This is a genomic window from Streptomyces poriticola (assembly GCF_036689765.1).
In the GTDB taxonomy this organism is placed as follows: domain Bacteria; phylum Actinomycetota; class Actinomycetes; order Streptomycetales; family Streptomycetaceae; genus Streptomyces; species Streptomyces poriticola.
Window position 1 is genome coordinate 316,039 of sequence record NZ_JBAGKH010000002.1, and the last position, 13,051, is coordinate 329,089.

Annotated in this window: 12 protein-coding genes and 2 pseudogenes; 6 read left to right on the forward strand and 8 right to left on the reverse strand. The window is 71.7% G+C overall.

Translation table 11 applies throughout. The features are described 5' to 3' along the window. Nucleotides 1-404: 404 nt before the first annotated feature. A pseudogene (locus tag V5O46_RS04070) lies at nt 405-1,374 on the forward strand (TIGR01777 family oxidoreductase). On the opposite strand, the gene V5O46_RS04075 reads toward V5O46_RS04070, so the two are convergent. Further along, nucleotides 1,322-2,887, reverse strand: a complete 1,566-nt coding sequence (locus V5O46_RS04075) for a cellulose-binding domain-containing protein (protein ID WP_332883002.1) — start codon at nt 2,885-2,887, stop codon at nt 1,322-1,324. The pseudogene V5O46_RS04070 and the gene V5O46_RS04075 overlap by 53 nt on opposite strands. A gap of 296 nt (nt 2,888-3,183) precedes the next feature. Further along, nucleotides 3,184-4,512: a radical SAM protein gene (locus tag V5O46_RS04080; RefSeq protein WP_332883003.1), complete on the reverse strand. Its 1,329-nt coding sequence runs from the start codon at nt 4,510-4,512 to the stop codon at nt 3,184-3,186. Between the two features lie 188 nt (nt 4,513-4,700). Here V5O46_RS04080 and V5O46_RS04085 point away from each other — a divergent pair, with 188 nt between their 5' ends. Continuing rightward, nucleotides 4,701-5,282, forward strand: a complete 582-nt coding sequence (locus V5O46_RS04085; protein WP_332883004.1) for a TetR/AcrR family transcriptional regulator — start codon at nt 4,701-4,703, stop codon at nt 5,280-5,282. Between the two features lie 25 nt (nt 5,283-5,307). Here V5O46_RS04085 and V5O46_RS04090 read toward each other — a convergent pair whose 3' ends face one another. Continuing rightward, nucleotides 5,308-6,102, reverse strand: a complete 795-nt coding sequence (locus V5O46_RS04090) for an isocitrate lyase/PEP mutase family protein (RefSeq protein WP_332883005.1) — start codon at nt 6,100-6,102, stop codon at nt 5,308-5,310. Between V5O46_RS04090 and V5O46_RS04095 the strand changes: the two genes are divergently transcribed. Together V5O46_RS04095 and mmuM are read left to right on the forward strand one after the other, a co-directional pair. Beyond that, nucleotides 6,101-6,223: a hypothetical protein gene (locus V5O46_RS04095; RefSeq protein WP_332883006.1), complete on the forward strand. Its 123-nt coding sequence runs from the start codon at nt 6,101-6,103 to the stop codon at nt 6,221-6,223. The genes V5O46_RS04090 and V5O46_RS04095 overlap by 2 nt on opposite strands. 10 nt (nt 6,224-6,233) lie before the next feature. Further along, nucleotides 6,234-7,151 (forward strand): homocysteine S-methyltransferase, encoded by a 918-nt coding sequence (gene mmuM, locus V5O46_RS04100; protein WP_332883007.1) that lies wholly within the window; start codon nt 6,234-6,236, stop codon nt 7,149-7,151. Nucleotides 7,152-7,194: 43 nt separating this feature from the next. Here mmuM and V5O46_RS04105 read toward each other — a convergent pair whose 3' ends face one another. Both V5O46_RS04105 and V5O46_RS04110 read right to left on the reverse strand, forming a co-directional pair. Continuing rightward, entirely contained in the window at nt 7,195-7,707 is a 513-nt protein-coding gene (locus V5O46_RS04105) for a hypothetical protein (RefSeq protein WP_332883008.1), read from the reverse strand. Nucleotides 7,708-8,450: 743 nt separating this feature from the next. Then, nucleotides 8,451-8,837 (reverse strand): hypothetical protein, encoded by a 387-nt coding sequence (locus V5O46_RS04110; protein WP_332883009.1) that lies wholly within the window; start codon nt 8,835-8,837, stop codon nt 8,451-8,453. A gap of 756 nt (nt 8,838-9,593) precedes the next feature. On the opposite strand from V5O46_RS04110, the gene V5O46_RS04115 reads away from it, so the two are divergent. After that, entirely contained in the window at nt 9,594-10,694 is a 1,101-nt protein-coding gene (locus V5O46_RS04115; RefSeq protein ID WP_332883010.1) for an NADAR family protein, read from the forward strand. 167 nt (nt 10,695-10,861) lie between these two features. Here the strand turns inward: V5O46_RS04115 and V5O46_RS04120 are convergent. Continuing rightward, nucleotides 10,862-10,966 (reverse strand): annotated as a pseudogene (locus V5O46_RS04120) (transposase); the annotation flags it as partial. Between the two features lie 118 nt (nt 10,967-11,084). Between V5O46_RS04120 and V5O46_RS04125 the strand changes: the two are divergent. Beyond that, nucleotides 11,085-11,588: a site-specific integrase gene (locus tag V5O46_RS04125; RefSeq protein ID WP_332883011.1), complete on the forward strand. Its 504-nt coding sequence runs from the start codon at nt 11,085-11,087 to the stop codon at nt 11,586-11,588. 177 nt (nt 11,589-11,765) lie between these two features. Here the strand turns inward: V5O46_RS04125 and V5O46_RS04130 are convergent, their stop codons facing one another. Beyond that, on the reverse strand, nt 11,766-12,212 hold the full coding sequence (locus V5O46_RS04130) for a hypothetical protein (RefSeq protein WP_332883012.1): 447 nt from the start codon (nt 12,210-12,212) through the stop codon (nt 11,766-11,768). A gap of 183 nt (nt 12,213-12,395) precedes the next feature. After that, nucleotides 12,396-12,833: a transposase gene (locus V5O46_RS04135; protein ID WP_332883013.1), complete on the reverse strand. Its 438-nt coding sequence runs from the start codon at nt 12,831-12,833 to the stop codon at nt 12,396-12,398. Nucleotides 12,834-13,051 lie beyond the last annotated feature (218 nt).

Here is a 13,051-nt window from a genome sequence, read left to right on the forward strand (position 1 = left end):
GTGTCAGCCGGAGACCACAGGGGTGGAAACGATGAACTCCTGAACACGGGCAGCGCCCGTCACCATGACAGTCATGTCCTCACCTCCTGCTTCTTCTCGACGAACCAACCAGCGTGCCTCGGCAACGACACCCAGCCGCGCCTCGGAACGAAGAGAACCCTAGCCCCACTCCAGGGCACGGCGCCACCGATTAGGTCCGGGGCGTCACCTGCACGACCCCGGCGTCGGCGAACCGGCGTCACGCCGCGAGTCGTACGACCCCGCTCACCGGCGCGATTCCGGTTCGCCGGTAGACGCAAGCCGTGGCCGCTGTTTTCGGACCTGTCAGACAGAAGAACGCCAGCCGGATTTGAACATGTTCAAATCCGGGTTAGAGTTCTCGTCACACTGAGGGAGAAGGCCGGATGAAGATCGTGATCCCCGGGGGGAACCGGGCAGGTGGGCTCCGTCCTGAACCGCGCGCTGAGCGCGGCCGGGCATGAGGTCGTGGTGCTGACCAGACGGCCGGTGAAGCCGGGTGAGGTCCACTGGAACGGCGTGACCCGTGGACCGTGGGCCGAGGAGATCGACGGCAGCGACGTCGTGATCAACCTGGCCGGCCGCAGCGTGAGCTGCCGCTACACCCCCGCCAACCTCCAGGCCATGATGGATTCACGGGTGTTCTCCACCCGAGCCGTGGGCGAAGCGATCGGCGCCGCGGCACACCCGCCGCGGGTGTGGCTCCAGATGAGCACCGCCACCATCTACGCCCACCGCTACGACGCGCCCAACGACGAGGCCACCGGCGTGATCGGCGGAGCGGAACCCGCCGTCCCCGGCTACTGGTCCTACAGCGTGGACATCGCCAAGGCCTGGGAGCGGGAACAGGAACAGGCGGACACGCCCCACACCCGCAAGGTGGCCCTGCGCTCCGCCATGGTGATGAGTTCCGACCGGGGCGGCGTCTTCGACGTCCTGTCGTGGATGACTCGCCTGGGCCTCGGCGGCCCGGTCGCGGGCGGCCGGCAGTACGTGTCGTGGATCCACGACCACGACTTCGTCCGAGCGGTCGAGTTCCTGGCGGGCCGGGACGACCTCACCGGCCCGGTGAACCTGGCCGCCCCCGAGCCCCTCCCCCAGCGCGCGTTCATGCGCGCCCTGCGGACGGCGTGGCGTAGACCGGTGGGCCTGCCCGCGACGCGGTGTATGGCCGAAGTGGGTGCCTTCGCGTTGCGCTCGGACACGGAACTGCTGCTGAAGAGCCGACGAGTCGTCCCCGGCCGCCTGACCGAGGCGGGCTTCACCTTCACGTACCCGAAGTGGCCGGAAGCGGCCCGCGACCTCACTCGGCGCCGACGTGAGGGCCATGGGCGCAGTCACGTCCGTTCAGGGTGAAGCCGTACGGCAGCGAGTTCTTGCCCTCCCAGGAGGCGACGAAGCCGAAGGCGAAGCGCCCGTCGGCCGGGACGGAGGCGTTGTATGCCTGGGCGTGGGCGGTGACGTGTGTGCCGTGCTGGGTGTGGTTCGCGTCCCACATGTGGCCGACCTGCTGGCCGTCGGGGAAGTGCCAGCCGACGCTCCAGGAGTCCAGGGCGTGGCGGGTGGTGACGGTGACGGCGGCCTGGAAGCCGTCGGGCCACTGGTTCACCAGGTCGTACTCGACGCGGCAGGCGGGCGGCCCGGCGCCGGTCTCCGTGCCGCTGCCGGGACCCGGACCCGGACCGGTCCCGGTGGGCGGCGGGGTCCCGGTGGCCGAGGCGGTGCCCTGGGGCTCCGGGTCCGGTTTGCCGTGCGGGCCCGAGGGGAGCCGCGCCTCCGGCCGGTCCTCGCGGTCGTTGTGGTCCTGGGCGGGGTCGCGGCTCGGGCGTGCTGTGCCGGACGAGGGGCGGGCCGTCGTCGTGGGCACCGGGGAGAGGTCCGGCAAGGTGACCGGCCGCCGGTCGACGGTGTCCACGGGTGCACTGGTCGGCTCACCGGCGTCCCCGAACGGCATCAGGGTGACGGCGAGCGCCAGCAGGGACACCAGTGCGGCGGTGACGAGTATGCCGCCGCGCACCGCACGGGCCCGGCAGCTGCCCTCCTCGGCCCGCACGACGCTGTCGTCGGCGGGATGTCCGGCGGCGCCGAGGCGGGCGTCCGCGGCCTTGCGGCGGCGCTGCAGATAGGCCGGTCCGCCCCAGCCGAGCACCCCGTCGGCGAGGGCCGCGGGCAGTTCCTCGGGCCCGCGCAGACAGGCGGCGGCCTCGGCGCAGTCGGCACAGCCGACGAGATGGTGCGAGAGGTCCTCCGGCGGCGCGGCACCGGCGGTCCGGGTGACCGCGTCCAGCAGCCGGGCGTAGCCGAGGCACCCCGGGTCCAGCTGGGCGTCGCGGTGGGCCTGTCGGCAGCGGTCCCGGAACAGGGCGCGCACCTCGGTCAGTTCGCCGGAGAGCGCGGCCGGGTCGAGGCCGATCCTGCGGGCCGTCACGGCCAGGGGCAGCGCCTCCACGTCGGCGAGCCACAGCAGCTCGGCGTCCGGTGCGGGCATGTCGCGCAGTCCGCGCAGCGCGAGCGGGCGGCGCGGGGGCGGACCGGTGTGGCGGCCGGCCTGGTCGGAGCCGAGCCAGCGGCGCAGCTCGGGGGCGAGCACATCGCCCTGCCCCTCGGCCTCCCAGTCGGCGGCCGTGGTGCGGACCGCAGTGAGCAGCAGCGGGATGCGCGGCAGCCGGGCCGGACGGCGCCCGGCGCGTCCGGCCGGGTCGGCTCCGGCGCGCGCCTCACGCATGCCGCGCCCGAACGCCTCCTCGGCCAACCGGGTGGCCGCCTCGGAGCCGGTGGTGCACAGCTCGGCATAGCAGAGCACCGCGTCCCAGCACTCGGCGTACAGCGCGGCCTCGGCGGCGTCCTGGATGCTCGGCAGGTCGGGCAAGGGATCTCCTGCGTCCACGAGCGAGGCCAACTCATCACAAAAGCAACGCAGTTGCAGGGGAACCTCGCGGCAGGCGCCGAGCCTTTCACGCCGTCGGCACGCCTGACAAGCGACACAGGCAGACCGGGGCCCGGCCCCCGGAGAGTCACGCGGAGGCCGGGCGGGATCGTCTCAACGCGTCAGGGGCGGAAGGCACCTCGAAGCCGGAGGGCGAATCGAGGCCGGAACACTTGCTCGAGACCGGAACGCGGCTCGAGACCGGAACGCGGCTTCGTGCGGGACCGACCGACCGCTGCTCACACCTCGACGGGGTCGTCCGCGGGCAGGCTGTCCATGAAGGAGCTGACCGAGAAGACCGCCCGGCCGGCGCCGGGCGGGCCGTATCCGGGCGGGGAGGAGAGCCCGAACTCCTCCATCGTCTGCCGGTAGGCCTGCAGCAGCCGGATGTGGTACTCCAGCGGCGCGCCCTGCGGGTTGGCCTTGCCCAGCGGCGTGGTGGGCTCGGGGCACCAGGTGGTGAACCGGGGCGTGATCCCGTGCGCCATGAAGAACCGCAGGCCCTCGGTGGTGGAGGCGATCGCCTCGTCGACGGAGGTGAAACCGAACGGCTCGGCCATCTCGACACCCGCGACGAAGTTCGGGATGACGTTGCGGGCGCCGAAGACGTCGGCGGAGTCGAGGATGCGCCGGTGCCACTCGTCCCGGCCGACGTACCGCTCCTTGCCGGGGCAGTACATCTTGAACAGGTACTCGTCCCACACCTCGTAGTTGGGGTGGTAGATCTGCACGCCGTAGTCCTTGAAGCGCTGCACGTCGTCGCGCGGCAGTGCCTGGGCGACCACCTTGCCGATCCAGCGGCCCGGGAAGCGCTCCTCGATGGCCTTGGCGTAGCGGCCGTAGAAGTCGGCCTCGTCCCGCCCGCCGACGGTCTTGGTGATCGCGCCACCGGTGAGGGTGTAGGCGGTGGAGGCCTTGGCGGTGTCGTACCGGTCGATGATCTCCAGGGCCTCGAGCACCTCCTCGACGTCCTTCACACCGGTGTAGGGCCGGCCGGCGGCCTTGTGCTGCCGCCAGTTGTGGTTGATGTCGCAGTACTGGCACTCCTCCTTGGCGCCGAAGTACTGGCAGACCCGGAAGACGGTCAGATAGATCAGGTAGCCCCACTGGATGGTCGGGGCGACCTCCATGACCGACTTCCCGTTGGACAGGGTGTGCCGGTAGTACTCGGGCATCGGCGGCACGCCGACGTCGGCGATCCGCCTGCCGTCGAGGTAGAGGCCGAGCATGCCGCTGTCGTCGGCGGCCACGCGGTACGGCGACGACGGGTTCACCCGGACCGACACCACGGTGCGCCGCAGGTCGTAGGGGCCGCCGGTGAGGATGATCTCCTCGGGCGGACGGCGCAGCGCGGCCTCGCCCAGCTCCGGCAGGGTGCCGTGGTCGAAGGAGAAGATGAAGTACGACTTCGGCTTGACCTCGCCCGCTGCCTCGTTGGCGGTGTCGCTGAGGGCGGATGCGTCGAAGGCCACCCCGCCACGGAGCAGGTCCTCCTTGAAGACCGCTTCCCGCGGTACGTGCGGGAAGCGGTCCATCAGATCCTCGACCAGCGCGGTGCGGCTGCCCATCCCGTGTCTCCTCCCGAGCTCAGGCGTTCCACTTCTCACGGTATGCCCCCGCCCGTGCCGCTTCCCCGCCGGGTCCCCCCTACACGCCTGCACGGGTGGCTTCCGGCACGGACCTCTGTCGGGACACGGGCGCCGACTAGGCTGCCGGTCCGACCGCCCCGACAGGCCCGCTTCCCCCGGAGACGCCCTTGCCCCGTGCCGGACTCACCACCGACCGCCTCGTCGCGGCCGCCGCCGAGCTCGCCGACGAGTCCGGCTTCGAGAACGTCACCCTGTCGGCCCTGGCCCGCCGCTTCGGCGTCCGGGACGCCAGTCTCTACGCGCACGTCGGGAGCCTGCGGGAGCTGCGCACCCGGCTGGCCCTGTTCGCGGGCGGCGAGCTGGTCGAGGAGATCGCCGAGGCGGTCGCCGGGCGGACCGGCAGGCCCGCGCTGATCGCGTTCGCAGCTGCATACCGGAGTTACGCGCTCCGCCACCCGGGCCGGTACGCGGCGACGCAGACCCGCGTCGATCCGGCCCTGGTGGCCGACTCCCCGGCGCTTCGGCGCACCGCCGAGGTCACCTACGGCGTGCTGCGCTCCTACGGCCTGGCCGAACCCGGCCTCACCGACGCGGTGCGCCTGCTGCGCAGCACGTTCCACGGTTTCTGCGCACTCGAGGCCACCGGCGCCTTCGGCGCGCCCCGCGATGTCCGGGCCTCCTGGGACATGGCGGTGGACGCGCTGCACACGGCGCTGGAGCACTGGCCCCGAGAGCCCGCTGCAGAGTGACCCCTACGTGCTCCCCACGTGATCCCTACGGAGTGACGCCCGGGCCCGGGACCCGCCCGAGCGCCATCACATCGCCGTACGACGGTGTCCTCCCGCCCGGCACCCGCCCGGCCCGGATGTCCGCCGCCGCCTCCAGCGCGGCGCCGAGCGCCCGCCGGTAGAGCAGCGAGCCGAGACTGACCCGGCCGGCCCCGAGGTCGGCGAGCCGGGCGAGCGAGGGACCGCCGGGTGCGTACAGGACATTGACCGGTACGTCCGTGTCACGCACGAGAGCGGCGAGGGCGCCGGGGTCGGTGAGCCCGGGCACGAAGACGCCGTCGGCTCCGGCGTCCCGGTAGGCGTCGAGACGGCGCAGCGTCTCCCGGGGGTCTCCGTCGCCGAGCCAGCAGGTGTCGGTACGGGCGTTGACGAAGAGCGCCGGAGCCGTCTCCTTCACGGCGGCGATCTTGGCGGCGTGCAGGCCCGCGTCCCGCAGCCCGTCCTCCAGATTGATGCCGACGGCCCCGGCCGAACCGAGCCGCCGGGCGAATTCGGCCACCTCACCGGGGTCTTCGCTGAAACCGTCCTCGGCGTCGACGGAGAGCAGGAACGGCCCCGAGCGGAGCGTGAGTGCGAGCTCCAGCGTCCGGTCCCGGGTCGCCGACGCCCCGTCGGGCAGCCCGGCGCCCGCCGCGACGGCCAGGCTGGTCGTCCCGACGGCCCGGAACCCCTGCCCGGCGAGGGCGACCGCTGAGGCGTGGTCCCAGGCGTTGGGGAGCAGCAGGGGCTCCCCGGGGCGATGCAGGGCGGCGAAGTCGGTCACGGTCGCGGGGGCCGGCATGGACGGCACAGGTGGCACAGGTGGCATGGACGGCATGGACGGCATGGACGGCATGGACGGCACGGTAGGCGGCGGTCGGTTCGGTGAGCGCCGAAAGGTCGGCGGGCCGGCGGTGGACTAGCGTGCCGTCCATGACCAGCGACTTCGCCGACGCCCTGGCCGCAGGCCCGCCGCTCGTCCTGGACGGCGGCATGTCCAACCAGCTGGAGGCGGCCGGTCACGACCTGGGGGACACGCTGTGGTCGGCGCGGCTGCTCGCCGACCGCCCGGAGGCGATCACCGCCGCCCACCTCGCCTACTACGAGGCGGGCGCGGACGTGGCGATCACGGCGAGCTACCAGGCCACGTTCGAGGGCTTCGCCGACCGCGGCGTCGACCGGGCCCGGACGGCGGCACTGCTGGCGCTCAGTGTGGAACTGGCCCGTGAGGCAGCCCGGCAGGCCCGGGCGGAACGTCCGCTGTGGGTGGCGGCGTCGGCGGGCCCGTACGGGGCGATGCTCGCCGACGGCTCCGAGTACCGGGGGCGGTACGGGCTCACGGTGGCCGAGCTGGAGCGCTTCCACCGCCCCCGCCTGGAGGTGCTGGCCGCGGCCCGCCCCGATGTGCTGGCCCTGGAGACGGTCCCCGACACCGACGAGGCGGCGGCCCTGCTCCGGGCGGTCCGCGGGCTCGGCGTCCCGGCGTGGCTGACCTACACGGTCGCCGGGGACCGCACCCGCGCCGGACAGCCCCTGGAGGACGCCTTCGCCCTGGCCGCGGCGGCCGACGAGGTGATCGCCGTCGGCGTGAACTGCTGCGCGCCGGACGACGTGGACGCCGCCCTGTCCGCAGCGGCCCGGGTGACGGACAAGCCGCTCGTCGTCTACCCCAACAGCGGCGAGACCTGGGACGCCGGGAGCCGGACCTGGCGGGGACGTTCCGCCTTCACCGCCGAGCGTGTACGGGGCTGGCGGTCGGCCGGGGCCCGGCTGGTCGGCGGCTGCTGCCGGGTGGGGCCGGACACGATCCGGGACCTCGCCCGGACCGGCCCGGTCCAGAACCGGTCCTGAACCGGTCCTGAACCGGTCCCGGACCGGCCCCGGCGGGGCGGGATCACACCCGGGGCGACGCGCGGACCCCGTAGTGCACGTAACCGTCGCCGTCGTTGTTCCAGTTGAGCTTCCAGGCACCGTCGCCGAGCGCCCAGCGGGAGATGCGGTGCCGGATGGTCGGGGTGGTGTAGGAGCCGTCCCCGGACTCCAGCCGGCTCTCGATGCCGAAGTCCCGGCGCTTGCGGATCGGGTCCGGAGCACCGGCGACGCTCTTCTTGAGGTACACGCGGAACTTGGCCGCGTCGAAGAACAGGTGGGGCGCGCCTCCGTGGGCGGGCATGTCCCACGACAGCTTGGCGTAGCTGTAGAGGTAGCCGCCGGACCGGTAGGAGCACATCTTCGCCGTCAGCTTCCAGTCGTCCGGCCACGGGCCGGTGTAGCCGCGGTCGTCGACGTACTTGGTGGTCTTGTTGCAGGACGCCGCCGCGGCCGGGGTGGCCGTGGCGACCAGTCCGCCGACCACCGTGCCCAGGCAGGTGGCGGTGACGGCGGTGCGGCGCAGGAAGGTGCGCACGGAATCACTCCTCTTTCTCCGCACGAGGGTGCGGTGGTCCTGGCACCACGGTGCGGTGTGACTCGGGTCGGGCTGACCGCGGTCCGGGCTCGGCGCACGCCGGTCGACGGTGAACGGTGACCGTTCGGCACCGGGCTTCCGCGCGCCTCGGACCGGCAGGGACGGGCCGCTCCCCCGTTGGACCGGCCCGTTCCCCGCGGCGCGGTCGAACACGGGGAGAGTAGGCACGCCGACGGTGGCGGCGCCTCGTGCATCCGAGGCGGAGGGCTGTGCATGTGAGGCGCGGGGGACTGGACTGCGGCCCGGGGGGTGCCCTCTACGACTTTCGTCAAGGCGCCCTCGGGCGGGTCTGGGGTGGTTGGGGCTCTGCGGCGATACCGGCGTCCGGGATCGGGCCTCGCCGCCGCAGCGGCGCTTCCGGCTCCGCACCGCCTCGCCGACCAGGACGACACCGTCGTCTCCAACCGTGCCGAGGACGACGTCGGACGCATCGACGACCGGTCCCGCGCCGCCCTGCACAGCACCATCGACGCCGTAGAAGGTCCGGCTCCCGCTCGTCTCCCAGGTGCTGACGGCGAGAGCTCTTCACCGGACGGGATGCGACAGTCCTCTGCGGCCCCGGTCGGCCGCACGTCTCCTCGTTGCCGCAGCCGACGATCGACCGGCATGGCAGGGCGTGCGGATCGCCGGGCTGTCGACGGACCAGCCGCAGCGCTCGGGCCGGGCATCAGGCCCACTCCCGCTCAGGAGGAGGCAGGGGGCTCTGTTTCGCGTTCCAGGGCGCACACCAGCACGGTGATCAGGCGGGTCGCCGCCTCCCACTGCTTCACGGTCAGCCCGGGGAAGCTCTCCCTCGGCAGCGGCGTGGACTCGATCTCCCACGCCACATCGCTCAGGGAAACGTCGGTGCCCTTGATCGTCAGGCCGGACCGCGACCGGCCGTCACCGAGGCCGTTCCCGGGGAGTTCCGCGGCGTACTCGATGTTCCGGGCGCAGTTGAGGTTGTCGGGGGTGTGGGACCCGACGAGCAGGAACGTGCGCATGAACTCCCGGGTGAGCTCCCCTGCGTCCGTCGTGGTGTCCGCGTCCAGCAGCATCCGGACGAGGGCTGTGCGAAGCTCGTGGTCCATCGAGGAAGCATCGCACGGTCCGCGGTACCCCGGACGGCGGGTGCCGGGTGGCATCCCGGCCCGTACGCAAGGCGACGGGGCCGACAGCCACGCCCTTCGGGGCCGCGCTCCGGCATGGCCGACCACAGGCACAGAAGCACCGCAGAAGGCGGCGTGTCCAGGATCAGCGGCCACAGCTCCCCGGACTGGAGGCCGGCCACAATCTGCTTGTCCGACGTGCCGGAGGGAGCCGTCACCACGGCCGTCCAGTCGAGTGCCCGTTCGTACCGACGCCGGGCGACACGGGTACTCACCCGCAGCAGCCGGACCGCCTCCGGATCGACGAGCGAACGTTCGAAGTACGCGCCTGCGTCAATCTCCAGCCCCTTGAACGGGTAGGCCACGATGTCGACGGTCAGCACCTCACCGTCCAGTCGCCGCTCGGCCCAGCCGTCCGTTCGGAGGAGACCGAAACAGTTCGCCATCTCGTGCCCGTAGTTGCCGAGCTCGAAGACGGCGCGTTCCTCCGGTGAACCCTCCGGATCCACGACAACAGCGACCACGACCGCTTCCGGGTCGTCCGGGTCCATTCCGCTGCGCACCCAGACCTCTGCCACCGTGAACTCCCACTCCGTTTCCACTCGTCGAAGCGTCACAGGACTGCGTTCCCCGGGCCGCACCCACGTCTGGAGATCATTCCCTTGCGCCGGGGCTGTTCCGTCGTCCCGGCTCCTGGTGAGGCCGGCCCGGTGGGGTGGGGTGGGCCATACTGGTCGCGTGACAGGGCGGCGTGCATACCGGATCGTGGGCGAGGAACGGATCGACGGCACGTGGCGGCACGTGTTCATCGACAACGGCGGAACCTACCACCTCACCGACCTGGTCGTGTACGCGGACGGGGTGATCCAGTGCGGTTTGGAGGCGCTCACCCTCGACGAGCTGCGCGAGAAGCTCGAGTCCGGCTGGATCACCGTCGCGCCGAGCGACGGTGCCCGCGGCTGGGCGCACAGCCTGGCCTCGTGGCGGTTCGCAGAGGCCCGGACCTGGTTCTCCGGTGAGGACCTGCTCGCGGAGGTCGCCAACGAGATCGAGAGGCTCGCCGGCCGGCCGACCGCTGCGCGCCAGTGCCACGAGGCGGTGGACAGGGTGCGGCGGGAGCCGACCGAGGCCAACCGGGCCGCACTGCGGGCGGCGTACCTCGCCGTGCCGTCGCATGAGCGGGTCCACCTCGGTGACATGGATGTCAAGGACTGGCCGTACCGGGTACTGGCGACTGCGGTCGGCGAGCCCCTGATCGATGACGACGAACCGGTCACGGCCGAGGATCACCACGATGCGCTGCAGTACTTCGCCGAACAGGAGCGGAGGGCTGCGCAGGCACGGGAACGGGCGCACGCGGACGGGCCGGAGACGCCGGGGGACCAGACCGTCGAGCTCGATATGAGGATGATGCGGTGGCCCGAGCCGCCCAGCCGGCACGTGTTGCGGGCCGAGTATCCGGCGCCGGTGGAGTATGCCGGCCGGCGGTATCCGACCGTCGAGCACGCGTACTGGGCGCTGGCCGTGCGCGACCCCGCCACCCACGACGCCGTCCTGGCGGCGGCGAGTCCGTACGAGGCCCGGCAGATCGCGGTGAAGGCCTCGCTGCGGGACGGTTGGGCGGTGGGCCGGGAAGCGGTGATGGCGGCCCTGCACCGGGCGAAGTTCCGGCAGCACCCTCAGCTGCTGGCAGCGCTGCTGGCCACCGGCGACGGCCGCATCGTCTACCGGGGTGCCGGGTCGGCGTTCTTCGGCGCGCGCAACCGGATGGGCCGCCTGCTGGAACAGGTCCGGGCGGAGTTCGCCGCCGAGCGCGCCGGTCTTCCCGTGATGTCCTGATCCGGGGCCGTCACGCGCGGCCCGGGTTCCCCGAGACCGAGGTGACAGGCGGTCAGGCGGTGCGCGACCGGATCCACCAGGCCGAGATCGACACAGTGGCTGCCACGGCACTCTGTGTTTGGTTGTGAACCGGTCACGCAACGGCAGACGCTCTGGACTGTCGGGCGCCTCAGGAGCGGACGTCCTCCGTCGCGGTCCTGCACGTTCGCGGCGGTGACCAGGACGATCAGCAGCAGGCCGAGGGTGTCCACCGCGATGTGCCGCTTGCTGCCGTTGTCCTGAGCCTGCACTGGCGTGTCCTTCATGTGCGTGACGTGCGCTGAATGTCCCCGACTCCCGTGGTGGATGCGGTTGTCTGCCGCCGTCCGGCACGGATGATCCGGAGGCGCGATGCGCGTACCGAGGATGCTGACGCCCGGGTCGACGACAGAGTCGTGGACGCTGCTGGGGGACGATCTGCGGCCGGTCGATCCGGTGGAGTCGTTCCTGTCCTACCTCGCGGCGATCGAGCGGTCGCCGAACACCGTCAAGGCGTACGCCCACGACCTGAAGGACTGGTGGTACTACCTCGACGGCCGTGCCCTGGAGCGGACAACGGTCGATCTGGAGGCGGTGGGCCTCCTTCGTGGCTTGGCTTCGGCTTCCACCGCCGGCCCGGAACGGGGCGGTGGCGGTCTTGACCCGCTACGGCATTGCTACCCAGACCCTGCCCAACGGCTGCTGCGGGCTGCCCGTTCAGAAGACCTGCCCGCACGCCAACGCCTGCCTGACCTGCCCGGTCTTCCCTCACTGGGCCCGAGTTCTGCCGGAGCTCACCGGCACCGCGATCACCTTCGACCGTCGCCCGCGAAGCGGGCGTCTCCCGGTCCTGGCTCTCCAACCAGCCGGACCTGAAGGCCGAGATCGAGAGACTTCGCGCCCGTCACCGGCCTCTTTCCGCGGCTCGAGAGAGGAACTGGCCCTGGCGTTGGGCGAGCACCGAACTGCCACTATCCGAGGTGTCCATGAGACGGCGACGAACGCAGAGACCGGCCCTTGCTGAACCTCAAGGAGTTCCCGCACCACCACACATCAAAGGGCCCACCAGCAATACAGGCGACATCCTGCCGCGCGTGCGCGACTGGCCAGGCCCGAAAGAAGGTCCAACACCCCGACCGCGGCTTCGGCAGTGATGCCGTACTGCCGAAGCTCATCGCTCTCGGACCACGGCCCGGCGGCCCTGGCCAGGGAGGCATGCGTTGCCGAGGCCAGCGTCTCCTGCAGGGTGTCGGACACACTGACGATGAAGGCGCTCTCGGCTTCGGGGGAGGAGAGCAGTTGTCCAGAGCGGGGACGCTCGGATGCTTCGTCATACGTGCAGCCGGTCAAAATCGATTCGAGCTGAGCCATCACAACGACCGGATCGATGCCCTTGAGCGACACCACATCGAATCTCGCAGTGTCCGGACCACCCGGCTGGTCAAGAACACCGACAGCCGTGTCGTCATCGGAGGCCGAGAAATAGTCGCACATCACCATACGAGGATCCTCGCATCCGGGACTGACAGGGACGCAGCTGGCAGCATCGTCGCCCACTGCCGCCATCCCGCACTCGTACCCGGCGACACGCCAAGAGGCTCAACTTCACGACCCCGACCACGGGCGTGCTCTGCTGCGTCGAAGACACTGTCCGCATCGCATCGCCCCAGCTCAGACGAACGGTCATCGGGCAGGCTCAAGACAACGGGCGTTCACTTTCTTACCCGCGTCCCAGCCCCGGCCGGCCATGCCGACCGTCTCGGCGGCCCGCAGCGACTGGGAGTCGGCGATCGCCGCGCTCGGCTCGGCATCCCGCCCGGCGCGTTCGCGCAGTCGGTCGCGGGGTGCGTTGTGCAGGTCGTCGAGGAACTGCCCGCGCTCCCAGCGGACGAAGAAGGCGTACACCGTGCGATACGGCGGAAAATCCGCAGGCAGGGCACGCCGCTTACATCCGTTGTCCACGACGTACCGGATGGCGTCGACGATCACGCGGCGGCAGTACTTCTCCGGGCGGCCGCCCTTGCCCCAGCGCCAGGCCGCGAGCGGAACCAGCGGTTCGGTGAGTGCCCACTCGGCGCATTCATGTCCGACGGGTACCGCTGCCGGATGGCGTCCCGCCACGTGGTGTAGGGGATCAAGGCACCGGAATCCGCAGGTCGGGAGCGGTGACCCCGTCGAGTCGGGGGCTCAACCCCCCTCAGCGGGACGCTTCGCGGGCTGACGCCTACACGGAGGTCGCCACGGGCCTCGTACCGGAACGCGAAGCGCTTGATCCCCTACACCGCGTCGCGGGACACGACCCGCTGCCGGCGGCGTCGGGTGGTGGCACCCTGACCGAA